Raw genomic sequence first — 16,871 nt, 5'->3', positions numbered from 1 at the left:
CCAGGGTTTCAGGGGAGGTATGGCTCAGGCACTCAGGCCCGCAGGCCGGCCGGTGTCTGGGCGAATGCCACGAAGCCCGGCAGCGCCTCGATGCGGCCCAGCCAGGCGCGCACTTCGCGGTAGGGTTGCAGGTCCACATTGCCCTCGGGCGCGCTGGCGATGTAGCTGTACAGGGCCACGTCGGCAATCGTGGGCGTGGCGCCGGTGAGGAAGGGGCGGGTGGTCAGTTGCGCCTCGATCTTGCCGAGGATGGCGTGGGCGCGGGCTATCACTTCCTCGGCCTGGAAGGGGGCCTTGAACACCGTGACCAGCCGGGCCGCTGCCGGGCCGAAGGCAATGGGGCCGGCGGCGATGCTCAGCCATTTCTGGATCTCGGCCTCGGCCTGTGCGCCCAGGGGCATCCAGTCCTGGCGGTCCAGCTTGCGCGCCAGATAGACCAGGATGGCGTTGGAGTCGGCAATCACCGTGCCGTTGTCGTCCAGCACCGGCACCTGGCCCAGCGGGTTCAGCGCCAGGAATTCGGGCTTCTTCTGCGCGCCGTTGGCCAGGTCCACATGGACCAGCTCATGCTCCACGCCCAGCAGGCCGAGGAAGAGGCGGGCGCGGTGGGCGTGGCCGGACAGGGGAAAGTGGTAGAGCTTCATTGCGGTTCCTTGGGGTTGGTGAAGGCGCCGGTTGTCGGCGCCACGGGACGTATCCTCCTTCCCCGCCCGCATCTTTAGAATCCCTGGCGGCGGCAAGTCACTCTTGCGTGAACGCGAACAAAGCGCCGGCGCAAACCTGGGCAGTCCTGCGCGGGCCGCTCGCAGCCGGGCAGATACACGACACAGACAAGGCAGGCACAGATGGATCGCTTCCAGTCCATGACGGCATTTCTCGCGGTGGTGGACACGGGCGGCTTCGCCTCGGCCGCACGTCGGCTCAAGGTCTCGCCCTCGGTGGTGACGCGGGCCGTCTCCGATCTGGAGGAGCGCCTGGGCGTGCGCCTGCTCACGCGCACCACGCGCTTCGTGCGCGTGACCGAGGCCGGCACGGCCTACGCCGACAGCTGCCGCCGCATCCTGGCCGAGCTGGAAGAGGCCGACGAGCATGCCGCCAGCGCCCACGCCGCACCGCGCGGCCGGCTCACGCTCACGGCGCCGGTCAACTTCGGGCGCATGCACGTGCTGCCCGTGGTGCACGACTACCTGGGCCGGTTTCCCGAGGTGGACGTCAACTGCTGGTTTGTGGACCGCGTGGTCAGCCTGGTGGACGAGGGCGTGGACGTGGCCGTGCGCATCGGCGATCTGCCCGATTCCTCGCTGCAGGCCATCCGCGTTGGCAGCGTGCGACAGGTGCTGTGTGCCTCGCCCGCATACCTGGCCAGCCACGGCGTGCCCCAGCGGCCCGAGGAGCTAGCGCAGCACACCACCATCACCGCATCCGGCCTCACCTCCACGCCCGAATGGCGGTTTCTCGAAGGCGACAAGGCCCTGGCCGTGCGCCTGCAGCCGCGCCTCATGTCCATGACCAACGAGGCTGCGGCAGACTGCGCCCTGGCCGGGCAAGGCATCACGCGCCTGCCGCTCTACCAGATCGCCAAGCCCGTGCAGGACGGCGCACTGCGCCTGGTTCTGGAGCCCTTCGAGCGGCCGCCGCTGCCGATTCATGTGGTGCACAGGGAAGGGCGGCACGCCGCGCATCGCGTGCGGGCGTTCATCGATATGGCGGTGGATGCGCTGCGGGTGGCGGCGTTGAGGTGGTAGCGGGCCCGAGACTTCGCTACCGCACGGCCGTGGCCTCGACCCAGACCGTCTGCCCCGGATGGTGCTCCTCAATGGTGGACACGGCATCGTCGATCAAAACGCGGTCCTCCAGCGAGTAGGCAAAGCGGCTGAGGTTGGGCCACTGTCGGGCGGCGTAGTCGGCCTCGGAAATCGCGTCGCTGCCGCACCAGGTAGCGTCGCTTTCGGTGGCGGCGAGAAGTGCCTGTGCCAAGCCGGTAGATGTGATCGCCAGGAAGATCATGGGCATGTGGTCCGGGTGTTGATGATGGACAGTTTGCCTTGGATGGCCCGGCGGGCGGGCCTGCCTGGATCAAACAAAACTAGAATGATAGTCATTCTCGTTGTCGATTCCTCACCTCCCCCGGCCATGCCCACCCCTTCCGCTTCCTGGACCGCTGCGCGCTGGCACCAGCTTTTCTGTGCCTGCCAGCAGCAACTGGTGTCCTATCTGGCCGGCAAGACCGGCAGCCGTGATGAGGCGCAGGAACTGGCCCAGGAAACCTGGCTGCGCCTGGCCGATGCGCCGCCGCAGCTGCCCGATGGCAGCTCGCCCACGCTCGAAGCCGCGCGGGCCTACCTGTTTGCCACGGCCAAGCATCTGGCGATAGACAGGCTGCGCCAGCGCGGTGCGCAGCAGCGCTGCATGGACGACTGGGCGCAATTGCAGCCCGAGGCCGAAGGCGATGTGGCCGACCGCGCCATGTACCGGCAGGCACTGGCCGTGGTGGAGCGCACGATTGCAGACCTGCCCGAGCGCATGCAGGCCGCCTTGCTGGGCCACCGCCTGCATGGCGAGCGGCAGGCCGACATCGCCCGGCGTCTGCAGGTCTCCCTGAACACCGTGGAGCGCGACCTGATGCAGGCCGATGCCTGCCTGGAAGCCGCCTTGCTGCGCTGGCGCGGCGGGGTGGAGGCGGGCTTGCAGGCCTCTTCCAGAAAGCGGCGGCGGCGTGCCCTGGGCGCGCTGCTGGGCGCGGCCGGCATGGCCAGCGCGGCCTGGCCCGCCTGGCAGATGTGGAGCCGCCGCGTGCTGTGGCAAGGTGAACTGGCCAGCGCCACGGGCGTGCAGCGCAGCCTGGAACTGCCCGATGGCAGCGTGCTGCGCGTGGACGCCGCCAGCCGCGTGGCGCTGACCTACCGTGCCGACCTGCGACAGGCACGGCTGCTGGAAGGCGCCGCCTTCTTTGCCGTGGCGCGCGATGCGGCACGGCCCTTTGTGGTGGAGGCCGGCCCCTTGCGCGTGACCGTGCTGGGCACGCGCTTTGGCGTGGAACTGGAGCCCGATGCGGTGCGGGTGCAGGTGGAGTCGGGCCAGGTGCGGGTGGAGCATGCGGCCACCGGACGCAGCCAGTTGCTGCAGGACAGCCAGTCGCTGCGCATTCCCCTGGACGGCGGGGCAGGAGATACCGATGGCGCTGCCTGGCAACCGCAGCTCCAGCAACGGCCCGCGGCCTGGCGCGAGGGCGAGCTGGTCTTCGAGCAGGAACCGCTGGGCCGCGTCGTGCACCGGCTGGGCCGCTACACGCGGCGCCGCCTGGTGGTGGAGGAGGGCGCGGCGCAACTGGCCATCAGCGGCCATGTGCGCATTGCCCAGGCCGAGCGATGGTTGCGCGGGCTGCCGCAGTTCGCCCCGGTGCAGGTCAGCGTGCTGGACGACGGCGGCCTGCGGATTGCGCGGCGCGGCGGGCGCGCGGAGCCGTGAGGTTTTTTTCAGGGTTTTTGGGAGTGACTCGTATTTGCATATGAAAGGCCGGGCGCCCTGCCTGTGCCGGCGATTCGCAATGAGCCTGTCTTCCAGAAAGTCCTTATGTCCGCTCTCAAGTCCTCCCGATTCCCATTCCGCCTCCCTCTCCGCCGCACAGCGGTATTTCATGCATGTGCAGGCCTGGTGCTGGGCCTGCAGCTGCAGTTGGCCGCCGCGCAATCGGTGTCCTTCGACGTGCCGGCCCAGCCGCTGGCCCAGGCGCTGAGCCAGTTTGCGCGCCAGGCGGGGCTGCAGCTCACCTACTCCTCCGAACTGGTGCAGGGCCGGCAGGCCCCGGCGCTCAACGGCAGCCACGATGTGCGCCAGGGCCTGGCGGCGTTGCTTCAGGGCAGCGGCCTGCAGGGGCGCATCGAGGGCGGTACGCTGACCCTGCTTCCCACTGCCGCCAACGCGCCTGAGAACGCGCACCGCCTGTCCGAGATCACCGTCACGGCCGGCGACCAGTATGTGAGCCTGCTGCCCGCGCCCTACGCCGGCGGGCAGGTGGCCAAGGGCGTGCGCCTGGGCGTGCTGGGCAATACCGGCAACATGCAGGCGCCGTTCAGCACCACCAGCTACACGTCCGAGGCCGTGCGCAACCAGCAGGCCGGCACCATTGCCGAGGCGGTGAACCGCGACCCTTCCGTGCGCTACACCGTGCTGCCGGGCGGCAACGTGGACAACCTCTATATCCGGGGCTTTCCGATCTGGGAGGGCAACTCGGGCGAGATCGCCTTTGACGGCATCTACGGCATTGCTCCCAACTACCGCGTGCGCACCGAGTACGTGGACCGCATCGAGGTGGTCAAGGGGCCCGGCGCGCTGCTGTTCGGCATGTCGCCCAACGGCTCGGTGGGCGGGGTGATCAACATCGCGCCCAAGCGTGCCAATGAAGACGTGGCGCGGCTGACCACGGGCTGGACTTCGGACAGCCTCTGGCGTGCCCATGCCGACGTGGGCCGGCGCTTCGGCGACGAGGCCCAGTACGGCATCCGTGTGAACGCCAGCAAGTACGGCGGCGATACGTCCATGGACCATCAAAGCACCGACGGCCATGTGCTGGCCGTGGCGCTGGACTACGAGGTGGAGCGCTTCCGTGCCACGCTGGACCTGCTCTCGCAGGACGAGCGCATCGACGGCGTGGGCCGGCCCATCATGCCTACGGGACTCACCTCCATGCCTGCTGCGCCCGATGGCCGGCGCAACGTGACCCAGCCCTGGGAATGGTCCAAGAACCGCGAGCGCGCCGTGCTGCTGCGCACCGAACTGGACCTCACGCAGCAGCTCACGCTGTTCGCCAACATCGGCCAGTCGCGCGCCGATGTGGACCGCATCTACGACTCGGCCCCGCGCCTGACCAGTGCGGCGGGCGCCACCAGCATCACGCCCACCTACGCGGTGTTCGACGTGGACCGCAGCACCATCGACGCGGGCCTGCGCTCGCGCTTTGCGCTGGCCGGTGTCAAGCATTCGGTCACGCTGCAGCTGGCCAGCTACCGCGAGGATTTTCACCGCGCGCTGCAGGCGGGCTCCACCGTGGCGTCCAACATCTATGCGCCCATTGCCCACGCGCCGCAGAGCATTGCGCGGCCTTCGGCCATTCCGCGCATCCATGACAACCGCAACACCAGCCTGGCGCTGGTGGACACGCTCTCGCTGCTGCAGGACCGGCTGCAACTGTCGCTGGGCCTGCGCCACCAGGCCATCAAGTCCACCAACTACAACGTGCTCACGGGCGGCACCGCCAATGTCTACGACGAGAGCGTGACCACGCCCGCCGTGGGGGTGGTCTGGCGCCAGGCGCCCAACTGGAGCCTCTACGCCAACTACATCGAAGGCCTGAGCAAGGGCGACATCGCGCCGCCCGCCGCCAGCAACTACGGCGAGGTGCTGCGTCCCTACAAGAGCCGCCAGTACGAAGTGGGCAGCAAGTACGACTTCGGCAGCTTCATGGCCACGGCCGCCCTGTTCAGCATTGAAAAACCCAGCGGCGGCCTGGACCAGGGCGTCTACAAGACCAACGGCGAGCAGCGCAACCTGGGCATGGAGCTGTATGCCTACGGCGAGGCCGCGCGCGGCCTGCGCCTGCTCGGTGGCGTGACCTGGCTCAAGCCCGAGATCACGCGCTCGGCCACGCCTGCGCTGGTGGGCAACCGGCCCATTGGCACCTCGCGCCTGCTGGCCAACCTGGGCGTGGAATGGGATGTGCCCGCTCTTGAAGGCCTGACCCTGGTCGGCGACCTGGCATACACCGGCGCCCAGTTCGTGGACCAGGCCAACCGCCTGCGCATCCCGGGCTGGACACGCACCGACCTGGGCCTGCGCTACGCCACCCGCATCGCGGGCCGCAAGACCACGCTGCGCGCCACGGTGCAGAACGTGGCCGACCGCAAGGCCTGGGCCGGCGTCACGTCCTGGGGCGCCGTCTCGCCGATGATTCCGCGCACCTTCGTGGTATCGGCTTCGGTGGATTTCTGAGGCATTTCTGAGGCACCTGGCGGCCTAGGCGCCTTCCGCACCTCGGCGAATGGCGGCGCTCTGCGCAGCAGGGGCTGTCTGGCCGTCACGCACTGCGGCTTTGCGCGCCGGCAGCCATCGGCAGGCAGCCAACGCCGCCAGAACCGCCAGCGCCGCGCAGCCGAAGATGGCCTGCAGCCCGTGGCCCAGCGTGGCGGTGACGGCATCGGCGTGTGCTGCCAGGGGGCTGGCCGCAGCCAGCTCCTGTTTCATCAAATGGGTGAGCAGGGCTGCCAGCAAGGCTACGCCGGCGGCGCCGCCCAGGCTGCGCAGCATGACGGGTGCCGCCGTGGCAATGCCCAGGTGCCGGGCCGGCGACACACGCTGCGCCACCACGGTGATGATGGGAAACATCAGCCCCAGCCCCAGGCCCAGCGGCAGCAGTCCTGCGGACAGGGCCAGCGGTGCCTGCGGCAGCCAGTGCAAGGCCGCGGTGATCAGCCCGAACGACAGCAGCATCAGCACGCAGGCCACCCGGGCGAGCGACGCGGCTGGCGTCTGGGCGCGCAGGCGCCGGCCGCTGCCAATGGCCCCTGCGGTGATGCCGGCCATCAGTGGCGCCAGGTGCCAGGCGGAACCGGTAGGCGACAGGTGCAGGCCAATCTGCAGATACTGCGGAAGGAAGACAACGGCCGCATACAGCGCAACGCCCGTGGACAGGGCCAGGAAACTGACCGCCGCGTAGGCCGGGTGGGCAAACAGCGACAGGGGCAGCAGCGGATGGGTGGCACGGCGCTGGCGCACGAAGAATGCCAGGGCAAACTTGGCGCCCAGGGCCAGCAGCACCCACAGCGACAGCTGCTCGGGCAGATTCAGGTGGCTGTGCTGGGTGGCCAGCAGCAGGCTGACCAGGGCTGCGGCCAGCAACACGGCACCCAGCCAGTCGATGCGCTGGCGGGGCCGGGGCTCGGCGGCAGCCTCCGGCGCAGCCGCCCTGGCGGGCAGCGCCCATGCCAGCACTCCCCAGGCCAGCCCTGCGAGCGGCACATTCAGCCAGAACGCCCAGTGCCAGGACAGATGCTCCACCAGCGCCCCGCCCAGCAGCGGGCCGACCATGGTCGATACGCCATAGGCGGCGCCCAGCAGGCCCTGGTAGCGGGCCCGTTGTTCAGGCGCAAACAGGTCGGCAAGGGTCAGCATCGTCAGCGTCATGAGCCCGCCGCCGCCCGCGCCCTGCAGGGCACGCGCCAACACCAGCTGCTGCAGGTCATGGCTGGCACCACAGGCCAGGGAGCCGGCCAGGAACAGGCCGATGGCCAGCAGCAGCATGGGCTTTCTGCCCAACACATCGGCCAGCCGCCCGTACAGCGCAATCACCACGGTGGCCGCCAGCAGATAGGCCGAGAACACCCAGGCCAGCGGCCAATGGCCCGGCAGTTCGCGGGCCATCACGGGCAGGGCGGTCGAAAGAATGGTCTGGTCCAGGGCCGCAAGGACGAGCGTCAGCACGAGCATGGCGAAGCAAAGCAGGGGCAGGTTCCGCCGACCGGGCGGGGAAGTCAGCGAGGTTGTGGGCATGGGCGTCATGGGCGTGCAGCGGCGAGGGCTTGGGTTGAGGCAACGGCCGCCAGTGTCGGGAGCGGTATGGATTTTGTACAGTGCAATGTATTGAACGTATGATTTCGCATGGCGAACACATACGACCTCAACCTGCTGATTGCACTGGATGCCTTGCTCAGCACCGGCAGCGTGACGCAGGCGGCCGGGCGCATGCACCTGAGCACTCCCGCCATGAGCCATACGCTGGCACGCATCAGGGAGGCGTTTGGCGATCCCATCCTGGTGCGTGCGGGCCGCAGCCTCGTGCCCACGCCGCGCGCCCTGGCCCTGGCGGAGCCGGTGCGCGCGCTGCTGGCCCAGGCGCGGGCGCTGCAGGACCCTGTCGACGCGGGAGGACTGGCGGGCCTGCGCCGCCGCTTCGTGGTGCGGGCGCCCGAAGGCATTGCTGTCGTCTTCGGTGCCAGCCTCTCGCGTGCGCTGGAGGCGGAAATGCCGCTGGCCAGCCTGCAGTTCCTGCCCGAAACCCATGCCGACCCGGGGGCCCTGCGCGAAGGCCGCATCGACCTGGACGTGGGCAGCTTTCGCAGCATGGACCCGGAAACCGAGAGCCTGGTGATATCGGAGCAGACCTTGGTGGGCGTCGTGCGCGCCGGCCATCCCCTGTTGAAGTCCACCAGAAAGTCGCAACGGCCGAGCGCCGCGCAGTTCGCCGCCGCGCGCCACGTCGGCATCACCCAGCGCCCGGGTGAAAGCTCGCCCGTGGACGCTGCCCTGGAGGCGCTGGGCCTGCAGCGGCAACTGGCGCTGCTGGTGCCCAGTTCGTTCTCGGCCCTGATTGCGGCCTCCCGCACCGACCTGGTGGCCTGCGTGCCGACACGCACGGCGCATGGCATGGCCGCATCGCTGGGGCTGGTGGTGTTTGCCCTGCCCATCGACGTGCAGGTGCAGCCCATGCGCATGGCCTGGCATCCGCGCCATCAGGCGGATCCCGCGCATCAATGGTTGCGCGACTGCATTCAACGGCAGCTCGATGATCCGCAATGGATCAGGCCTTCCGTAGCATCGCTGACGGATGGGGCCGACAGGGGGGGTACCTGACCCGCGCCGTGGCGGGAGCGGCCCGGTTCTCCCACCATCGGTCTATGCTCGCGGCATGAACGCAAGCAAGACCCTGCTGATCGTCTACCACTCCATGACCGGCGGCACCCGCCAGATGGCCGAGGCCGCGCGCGACGGCGCAGCGGCCGAAGGCCAGGGCGTGCAGGTGCGCCTGCTGCATGCCTCCGCGGCCGGCCCCGACGATGTGCTGTCCGCCGACGGCTACCTCTTCGCCACCCCGGAAAACCTGGCCGCCATCAGCGGGCAGCTCAAGGACTTCTTCGACCGCAGCTACTACGCGGCGCTGGAGCACCTCAATGGCAGGCCCTATGCCAGCCTCATCTGCGCGGGCAGCGACGGCCAGAACGCCGCCCGCCAGATCGCCCGCATCGCCACCGGCTGGCGCCTCAAGCCCGTGGCCGAGCCCCTGATCATCTGCACCCACGCCCAGACCACCGAAGCCATCCTGGCGCCCAAGCGGATTGCCGCAGCTGAGCTGGAGCAGTGCCGGGCGTTGGGGGAGGCGATGGGGGCCGGGCTGGCGCTGGGGGTGTTTTGAGGGTTGCCAGCATCTTGGGTGCCCTACATTTCTTGGTGGCCCGGTCGCCCGGTGTTGTTCAGCCGAACAGGCGCGACCAGAATCCGCCTTTTCCGCCGACCTGCTGACGGGCTCCCTGCATGTGAGCGCGTATGCCGAGCAGTTGGGCATTGTCCGGATCGTGGCGCAGGGCGATCTCGACCAGTTCAGGCTGAAGGTGCGAGGCCTTGAGCTGGCCCAGGGCCCTGAGGGCGGTGACCTTGTGCGCGTGAACGAAGCTCATGCTGCGAACTTCCCATTGCGCTTGCTGTTGCTGCGGCGAAAGCTGCGCATAGCGGCGCTCGGCTTCGGCCACGATGTCGAGGACGTCCTGGTGGTGGCTGGTCTCGTTGAGATAGGCGCATGCGGTCTGCGCGCAGTCCAGATACAGGCCGGTATCAAGCGCGTAGTCCTCCATCAGCAGCAGTGACAGGTCGGTGGCTTGCTTGCGGTTCCCCAGTTGCCGATAGGCATGGCGCAGGTTTTCCAGCAGGGCCTGGAAACAGGTCTGCTGCAGCCCGGCTTCGAGGACGGCTGCCGCCTGCTCGTACTGTTCCTGCGCGTTGTACAGCACGCCCAGGTTGTTGCAGCACATGGCATAGGTGTGGATGTCCAGCGCGGTGGGCACGGCCTCCTGGCCGTTTGCCGGCGTGCCGGTGCTGGCGAAGCGCTCCAGACAGCGTTCGTAGAGTGTGGTCTGCAGGCGCTCGATTTCCTGCAGGGCCGCTGCATCCGTGTCGGGGCGCTTCCACTTGCCCACGGTCACGCCGGCCGTGTAGTAGTCGGGTGCCGCCGGGCTATCAGCCAACTCGGGATAGGAAAAGATGCTGCGCCAGGGCACGGCATGCTCCATCTCGAAAATGCGGGCTTGCAAGTCCACCTGGGGCTGCAAGGCATGAGACTTGCGGTAGGCCGCCAGCGCGGGCTCGGGTTCGTCCAGCCAATAGTGGGCACTGCCCAAATAGCGGTGTCCATAGGCATTGCCTGGTGACATTGCCAGTGCGCGCTGCGCCCATTCGCCGACCTGGCGCAATGCCGCGCTGCGGTCCTCGGTGAATTGGTCACTGGAATCGAGATACACCAGGCACAGCATCAGCCATGACCATTCGCTACCCTGGCCTGATTCGGCAGTGGCCTGAATGCTGGTCAAGAGGCTGGCAATCGCTTCGTTGTCCAGATGGCTGAAAACCGTGGTGCCGGACCATAGCGCATGCATGCGCGCGTGGTCGCCCTGGCTGAAGGAATGCATTCCTTGGGAAATCAGTCGGTCCATGGTCTGTTGGGAATATTGTGGGAGGCGCCATCGTATCCGCTGTGTTTGACAGGAGGATCGGGCATCACTCAACGGGAGTGACAAGACGCCTTTGTAGATAATGTCTGAACAACAGGTCAAAGCCCCGTCAACTGCGGCAATGCCTTCTCGCAGGCCTTGCGGCACAGGTAGCGCAGGTCCTGTTCACCATCTTCACTGCGCAGGTAGCCGGCGCCGGCGGCGTTGATGTTCCATTCATAGACCTTGCCCGAGCGCAGCAGCCGTCCGCTGAAACTGCAGGGCAGGATGATGGATTCCTCGTGGAAGCTGCCAGCCGAGACTTGCTTTGCCGTCGCGAAATAGCGGGCCACGTCGGCGGCGTCCAGGCTGACTTTCTCGCATCCCATTGTCTCGCCCGTGCCTACGGACCGGTTGACCGGGCCGATGACGGAAATGGGTGTCGCCTTGGTCGCGTGTTTGGGCGTGGATGTGGAAGTAGATGAGGCCTGCAGCGGCGCATGCAGGCACAGCATCACGGCAGCCCAGGCCGCAATGCGCAGGCCGCGAGAGGGATTGTTGAAAAGCTGGCTGGATGGCATGGCTCAGGCTCCCGTGAAGATGTAGCGCAGCAATTGGGCGCCTTCGGTCGCCTCCTTGCGGGCAATGGCGCCGTGGGAGTAGACATCGGACAGAAGCTTGAGCTTGTAATGGTCCACCAATTGCTGGGTCAGCCATTTGGTCTGGAACAGCTGCGATTGGGTGGGCGCCTCGTAGTCCTTGGTCGATGGCAGGAAACGGCCCACCACCTCAATGCCCACGGAGTCGCTGTTGGCCGGATAACGCAACGGATAGGCCTTTGTGTTCTCGTGCGATGACACATTCTTGGCCCGCTTGCTGAAGCTCAGGCCCTTTTGGTGCAGCAGGGCATTGATATTTTTGAGTTCCGTGGGATCGCAGGTGCTCTCGTTGACGCAGCGCGGCTGAAGAATTCCCACATGCCAGCAGATCTTTTCCAGACTGGCGGTTTGGTAGATCTTCCCGTCCTTCTCGATCAGAAAGTGCGCCCCCGTCTTCTGGCCGCTCTTGTAGGCATTGAGCACGCTGGCGGCCGTGGACGAGTCTGTGCGGTGCAGGACGATGGAGGTGACGGACAGCAAGGCGCCGTGCTCTATGGACGGATAGGTCTTGACTTCGACGCTTTTGTCTACCATCAATCCTTTTTCGATAGTGGCCAATTATTTCTCCCTCTGTATTCAGGCTGAATGAATGCGAATGGCGGAAAGCCGGGAGAGCATACGTGGCAGAGGGATATGAATGATTCAAAATGTACAATTCATGCCTGATTGGAAATATCTTGAAACAATTAAGGAGATTTATGAAGTCTTGATGAATGGTGAGCGCATGTGTTCATGGCTTTGCATCGGCCATGAAGTCCCTCACGGCCTTGTACACCTGTCTAATGGGTTTTGATTTCGATGATCATTCCGAAGATAAGCGCAATCCCCAACCCAAAAAGAGTGCCAAGAGAATTCAGGAAAATATATTCAAGATCCGTAGAAAACGGACCATTCATGGAAAAAATCAGAGAAATGCCAAGATATGCAATGGAGCCTGCGATGGCTCCATAGATCGAAAGATTCAATAGTGTCAAACGGTTGTGTTTATTCAGCATGAATATGCCAGGCAGACCCAGAATGACGAAGCCTGTGTAGCTGCAGGCCCAAATCGGGAAGATCAGCAAGCCGATCCAGCTGTCCCCGCTGATTCTTGCTGTGGCAAGAACTGCCAATATCACCGCGGGGAAAAATGGCGCAGCCAAGCATGCGGCAAGCATTCTGGGCGTAATGCAGATAAATGATTGAGTCTGCAACTCATGGGCGTCTGGCCTGACGGAATTCATCCGTTGCGGAATCATTTTTTCCATGATGGAGTGGTGGATTCACAGTGGGAAATGGCTGAAAGGAGTTGCCATCGTATTTGCCCTCTGTGAAGTCAGTGAGAAGTGGCTTGGACCGGCAATTCACGACTGGCCCGTGAGCCGGTGCCCCAGCACCGCCACCACAATGCAGCCCATCCCGACCCACTGTGCGGCTGACGGCACGGCGCCAAACCAGACCAGGTCCACCAGCAAGGCCATGGCGGGGTAGACGAAGGACAGTGCCGCAATGGCGGGCGCCGGCAGCCGCTGGAATGCGGCATACATCACCGTGTACATGAAGGCCGTATGGACCAGTCCCAGGGTCAGCACCATGGAGGCGGCCCGCGCTGACAGCAACTGAGGGCTGGCTGCGGCGATATGGGTGAGCAGGGGCAGGGCCCACAGGCTCAGCACCAGTCCGCCCGCCAGCATCTGCAGCATGGCGATCTGGGCCGAGGGCATGTGGCCTAGGCGGCGCGTGGCGACCGTGGTGCCTGCGTAGAGTGCGGCGGCCAGCAGGGCCAGGGCCACGCCTATCCAGGCGCCTGTTCCAGCATGCGATGCATCCATGCCATCCAGCCCGACCAGGCCGCTGCTCAGTGCCACCCCCAGCAGGGCCAGCAGCAGCCAGGGCAGCTTGCGGCGTTCGACGGGCTCGCCCTGCAGCGCCGACAGAGCCAGCAGCATGAAGGGCTGCACGTGATAGACCACGGTGGCCACGGCGATGGAGCTGTAGTGGTAGGCGCTGAACAGGGCGACCCAGTTCAACACCAGGGCGATGCCGCCCCCTGCCAGCCACAGCCATTCACGGCCTTGAGGGGCGACCCATTCGCGCCGCCAGGCCAGCCACAGGCCCAGGCCCAGTGCGCCCAGCACGCAGCGGGCGAATACGACCAGCAGCGGCGGCAGCGCGCTTTCCACGACGAGCAGGCCGATGGTGCCCGACAGCGCCATGGCCAGCAGCATGCGCCAGGTGCCGCCCTGGCTGGTTCGGGGCCGTGTGGGTGAGGTTGCAGAGGTGAGGCTGGGGTTGTGGGACATGGTGTCGATTCCTGGGCGCGCTTCGGTATGGAGCGCATGGCCGTATCTTGCGGACCCTGCAATCAATCAACAATCCGCCAGTCATTCAAATTAATATTGCCTGCCATGCAACAAAGACCGGAGTAGCGCCTTGCCCGATACCGCCATGCCCCTGGATGAAATGCTGGTCTTCGCCCGCGTGGTGGAGCACCAGAGCTTTGCGGGCGCGGCCCGGCAATTGGGGCTGACGACTTCGGCAGTGAGCCGCAGCGTGGGGCGGCTGGAGGCGCATTTCGGGCTGCGGCTGCTGCAGCGCACCACGCGCTCGCTGTCGCTGACCGAGGCGGGAGCCGAGATCCACCAGGCCTGCCTGCGGCTGGTGGCGGATGCCCAGGCCGTGCAGGCGCTGGCCGGTCAGCTGCGCCAGCAGCCGCGCGGGCTGCTGAAGATCAGCGCGCCGGCCGTGCTGGGTGATATCTGGCTGTCGCCGCTGCTGCCGGGCTTTTGCGCGCGCTGGCCCGAGGTGCAGGTGCAGGTGGACATGACGGACCGCATGGTGGACCTGGTGGCCGAAGGGCTGGACCTGGGCCTGCGCATCAGCGTGCCGGGCCAGATCGCGCCGGGGCTGGTGGCGCGGCCGCTCAAGACCATCCGCTATGTGCTGGTGGCCACGCCCGGCTATCTGGCGCGGCATGCGCAGATCACGGAGCCCGGGCAACTGCTGGCGCATCCCTTCATCAGCCTGGGCTACGGGCAGTTCCAGAACGAGGTGGAGTTGCGCCCGCTCCACCCTGCGACCGCGCCCGCCATGCGGCTGCTGGTGAATACGCCCATCACCATTGCCAGCAGCCTGGGCATCATCCACGCGCTGCAGCAGGGGCCGGGCATCGGCGTGGTGGCCGACTTTGCCGCGCAGGCGGCGCTGCAGGCCGGGCAGCTGGCGCCCGTGCTGCCGGGCTGGGCGCTGTGCGGCAAGTACGCGCCGCGCGTGGTGCATGCGGTCTATGCGCCCACGCGCCATGTGCCGCTGAAGCTGCGGGCGCTGATCGACTACCTGGTCGAGGTGGAGGGTGAGGGCGCCACGGCCTCCACCGCCTAGCCCATGCGCCTGCGCAGCGCCGCGCTGGCCCAGTCCACGGCCACGGACAGCGCCAGCATGGCGATGATGACGGTGCTGGCCTGGGCGTAGTGGAACAGCGACAGCTCGAAGTACAGCAGCTGCCCCAGCCCGCCCGCGCCCACGAAGCCCAGGATGGCGGCCATGCGGATGTTCATCTCCCAGCGGTACAACGTGTAGGCCAGCAACTGCGGCGCGGCGCCGGGCAGCGTCGCGTAGAGGAAGGCCATGGCGCGGCCGCTGCCGGACAGGCGCAGCGCTTGGGTGGGGGCGGCGGGCTGGTTCTGCAGGGCCTCGGCATACAGGCGCCCCAGCACGCCGGCCGTGTGCAGCGCCAGCGCCAGCGCGCCTGCGAACGGGCCCAGGCCCACGGCCAGGGCGGTGATGGTGGCCCAGACCAGCTCGGGCACGGAGCGCAGCACGTTGAGCACCAGGCTCCAGGGAGCGCGCCAGCGCGGCAACGCCAGCAGCAGGCCCAGCACGGCCGCCAGCAAGGTGCCGACCACGGAGATGGCCAGCGTCTCCCACACGCCCACGGCCACCTTGCGCAGCCATTCGGCGCTGGTGTCGGGCGGGAAGAAGCTGATGACGAATTCCAGCATGGACCGGCCCGCCGCGCCGGTGAACAGCGAGGGCAGGTCCATCTCCAGCATGGCAAAGCTGGCGGCGACGCCCAGCGCCAGGGCGGCGCAGGTGAGGGCGCTGCGCCAGCCCCAGGCGCTGGCGCGTGCGGCGGGTGGCGTGTCCAGCGCGCGGCGCAGGCCGCGCGAGAGCAGGTCGGCGCCCCAGACCAGCAGCATGAAGGTCAGCAAGATGGTGGAGGCCTCGCCGCCGTTGAGCATCTTCATGGCCTGGTCCATGAGCTGGCCCAGGCCGCCCGCGCCCACAAAGCCCATGACCACCGAGGCGCGTATGGCGCACTCCCAGCGGTAGACGGTGTACGAGGTCAGCTCGCGCGCTGCCTGGGGCAGCAGGCCGTAGAGCATGGCCAGCGGCCGGCGCGCGCCCGCCTGCGCCAGGGCACGTGCGGGCGCGGGGTCGGCCGATTCCAGGATTTCCGCATAGACCTTGGCCAGCATGCCGCCATAGGTCAGGCCCAGGGCCAGCACGCCAGCGGCCGGCCCCAGGCCGAAGACGCGCACGAAGACCAGGGCCCAGACCAGCTCGGGCACGCCGCGCAGGATGGTGAGCAGGCCGCGCGTGACGGGCTTGAGCGCCCGCCGCTCGCGCGCGGCGCCCGTGACCAGGTAGGCCAGCGGCGCGGCCAGCACAAAGGCCAGGGCCATGCCGGCCGTGGCAATGGCCAGGGTCTCCAGCGTGGCGCGGCCCAGGTAGCCGAGGAAGTCGCGCCCGGTCTCGGGCGGAAGAAACGTGGCCAGAAAGCGGCCTATGACCTGCAGGTTGCCGGGATCGAACAGCGCGCCCAGGCTGAAGCCTGCGCCCTGGAACAACGGCCACAGAACGACGGCTGCCAGTACCAGGGCGCCGAGGCGGCGGGGCGCAGCGGGGTCACGCAGCGCGTGCAGATCGGAACTCAACGGCATGCGGATGCGGACAGCGGTGCGGCAAAGGCGGCGGGCGCGGGTGTCCACGCAGGGCCGGAGGGATCATCGCCAGGATGCTCGGACCCATACAGCGCACGCAGGTGTTCCTGCGTGACTTCAGCCGCCGGCAGGTCGAAGGCGATGGCGCCATCGCGGATGCCCACGATGCGCGCAAAGCAGGCCAGCGCCAGGTCCACGGCATGCAGGCTGGCCACCAGGGTGGCGCCGCGCGCGGCCGCTTCGTGCACCAGCAGTTGCACGGTGGACAGGGCCAGGGCCGGGTCCAGCGCGGCCACGGGCTCGTCGGCCAGGATGAGCTCGGCCTGTTGGTAGAGCACGCGGGCGATGCCCACGCGCTGCAGCTGCCCGCCGGAGAGCTGGTCACAGCGCGCGAACAGCTTGTCTGCCAGCTGCACGCGGGCCAGGGCCTCGCGCGCGCCAGCGGTGTCCTGTGGGTACAGCAGCGAAGCCAGCGCCTTCCAGGCCGGCCACCGGCCCAGGCGCCCGGCCAGCACCGCCGTGACCACGCGCTGGCGCGGCGGTATGGGCGGCGCCTGGTGCACCGTGCCGATGCGCGCGCGCAGCAGCCGGGGAGCCCCCGCGCTGGACGCAGGCACCTCGTCGCCCAGCACGCTGCGCCGGCCCTGGCTGGGCGCCAGCGCCGTGCCGATGACGGACAGCAGCGTGGTCTTGCCCGCGCCCGAGGGGCCGATCAGCGCAATGGCCTCGCCCTGGCGTGCGGCCAGCGTCACGCCGCGCAGCGCAATGCCGCCGCCGGCGTGGGTCAGGCCCACGCCTTCCAGTTCAAAGCTCATGGA

At 67.6% G+C, this 16,871-nt stretch carries 16 protein-coding genes; 6 read left to right on the top strand and 10 right to left on the bottom strand.

Annotated features, from left to right (window positions below; genetic code table 11):
* Positions 1-32: 32 nt before the first annotated feature.
* Positions 33-644, bottom strand: a complete 612-nt coding sequence (locus JHD82_RS04005; protein WP_034392716.1) for a glutathione S-transferase family protein — start codon at positions 642-644, stop codon at positions 33-35.
* A gap of 201 nt (positions 645-845) precedes the next feature.
* Between JHD82_RS04005 and JHD82_RS04000 the strand changes: the two genes are divergently transcribed.
* Positions 846-1,745, top strand: coding sequence for a LysR family transcriptional regulator (locus tag JHD82_RS04000; RefSeq protein WP_099751217.1), 900 nt, complete (start codon positions 846-848; stop codon positions 1,743-1,745).
* A gap of 16 nt (positions 1,746-1,761) precedes the next feature.
* Here JHD82_RS04000 and JHD82_RS03995 read toward each other — a convergent pair whose 3' ends face one another.
* Positions 1,762-2,013, bottom strand: coding sequence for a hypothetical protein (locus JHD82_RS03995; protein WP_233174611.1), 252 nt, complete (start codon positions 2,011-2,013; stop codon positions 1,762-1,764).
* Positions 2,014-2,133: 120 nt separating this feature from the next.
* On the opposite strand from JHD82_RS03995, the gene JHD82_RS03990 reads away from it, so the two are divergent.
* Together JHD82_RS03990 and JHD82_RS03985 are read left to right on the top strand one after the other, a co-directional pair.
* Positions 2,134-3,468 carry a sigma-70 family RNA polymerase sigma factor gene (locus JHD82_RS03990; RefSeq protein ID WP_199135493.1) on the top strand — a complete coding sequence of 445 codons (1,335 nt, stop codon included), beginning with the start codon at positions 2,134-2,136 and terminating at the stop codon, positions 3,466-3,468.
* A 186-nt stretch (positions 3,469-3,654) separates the two neighbouring features.
* Complete coding sequence (locus JHD82_RS03985; RefSeq protein WP_307838077.1) at positions 3,655-5,988, top strand: TonB-dependent receptor; 2,334 nt, start codon at positions 3,655-3,657, stop codon at positions 5,986-5,988.
* A gap of 24 nt (positions 5,989-6,012) precedes the next feature.
* Here the strand turns inward: JHD82_RS03985 and JHD82_RS03980 are convergent, their stop codons facing one another.
* The gene (locus tag JHD82_RS03980) at positions 6,013-7,482 is read right to left on the bottom strand and encodes an MFS transporter (protein ID WP_233174610.1); all 1,470 of its coding nucleotides are present in this window, start codon (positions 7,480-7,482) and stop codon (positions 6,013-6,015) included.
* Between the two features lie 171 nt (positions 7,483-7,653).
* Between JHD82_RS03980 and JHD82_RS03975 the strand changes: the two genes are divergently transcribed.
* Positions 7,654-8,625, top strand: coding sequence for a LysR family transcriptional regulator (locus JHD82_RS03975; protein WP_199135490.1), 972 nt, complete (start codon positions 7,654-7,656; stop codon positions 8,623-8,625).
* 55 nt (positions 8,626-8,680) lie between these two features.
* Positions 8,681-9,184 carry a flavodoxin family protein gene (locus tag JHD82_RS03970; RefSeq protein WP_199135489.1) on the top strand — a complete coding sequence of 168 codons (504 nt, stop codon included), beginning with the start codon at positions 8,681-8,683 and terminating at the stop codon, positions 9,182-9,184.
* Positions 9,185-9,242: 58 nt separating this feature from the next.
* Here the strand turns inward: JHD82_RS03970 and JHD82_RS03965 are convergent, their stop codons facing one another.
* From JHD82_RS03965 to JHD82_RS03945, 5 genes are all read right to left on the bottom strand, one after another.
* Positions 9,243-10,559, bottom strand: coding sequence for a hypothetical protein (locus JHD82_RS03965; RefSeq protein ID WP_233174609.1), 1,317 nt, complete (start codon positions 10,557-10,559; stop codon positions 9,243-9,245).
* A gap of 32 nt (positions 10,560-10,591) precedes the next feature.
* Positions 10,592-11,053 (bottom strand): hypothetical protein, encoded by a 462-nt coding sequence (locus JHD82_RS03960; RefSeq protein WP_199135488.1) that lies wholly within the window; start codon positions 11,051-11,053, stop codon positions 10,592-10,594.
* A gap of 3 nt (positions 11,054-11,056) precedes the next feature.
* Positions 11,057-11,665: a peptidoglycan recognition family protein gene (locus JHD82_RS03955; protein ID WP_013802750.1), complete on the bottom strand. Its 609-nt coding sequence runs from the start codon at positions 11,663-11,665 to the stop codon at positions 11,057-11,059.
* 245 nt (positions 11,666-11,910) lie between these two features.
* Complete coding sequence (locus JHD82_RS03950; protein WP_199135487.1) at positions 11,911-12,378, bottom strand: hypothetical protein; 468 nt, start codon at positions 12,376-12,378, stop codon at positions 11,911-11,913.
* Between the two features lie 96 nt (positions 12,379-12,474).
* The gene (locus JHD82_RS03945; RefSeq protein WP_199135486.1) at positions 12,475-13,413 is read right to left on the bottom strand and encodes a DMT family transporter; all 939 of its coding nucleotides are present in this window, start codon (positions 13,411-13,413) and stop codon (positions 12,475-12,477) included.
* Positions 13,414-13,558: 145 nt separating this feature from the next.
* On the opposite strand from JHD82_RS03945, the gene JHD82_RS03940 reads away from it, so the two are divergent.
* Positions 13,559-14,491 carry a LysR family transcriptional regulator gene (locus tag JHD82_RS03940; RefSeq protein ID WP_199135499.1) on the top strand — a complete coding sequence of 311 codons (933 nt, stop codon included), beginning with the start codon at positions 13,559-13,561 and terminating at the stop codon, positions 14,489-14,491.
* Here the strand turns inward: JHD82_RS03940 and JHD82_RS03935 are convergent.
* Entirely contained in the window at positions 14,488-16,053 is a 1,566-nt protein-coding gene (locus JHD82_RS03935) for an ABC transporter permease (RefSeq protein ID WP_199135485.1), read from the bottom strand. The genes JHD82_RS03940 and JHD82_RS03935 overlap by 4 nt on opposite strands.
* Positions 16,044-16,868 (bottom strand): phosphonate ABC transporter ATP-binding protein, encoded by an 825-nt coding sequence (locus JHD82_RS03930; protein WP_199135484.1) that lies wholly within the window; start codon positions 16,866-16,868, stop codon positions 16,044-16,046. Before JHD82_RS03930 ends, JHD82_RS03935 begins: the two co-directional genes overlap by 10 nt.
* Between the last annotated feature and the right edge of the window lie 3 nt (positions 16,869-16,871).

Source organism: Delftia sp. ASV31 (assembly GCF_016428765.1).
GTDB lineage: Bacteria > Pseudomonadota > Gammaproteobacteria > Burkholderiales > Burkholderiaceae_C > Comamonas > Comamonas acidovorans.
The sequence above is the reverse complement of the archived record's forward strand: the minus strand, read 5'-3'. Positions and strand labels throughout refer to the sequence as shown.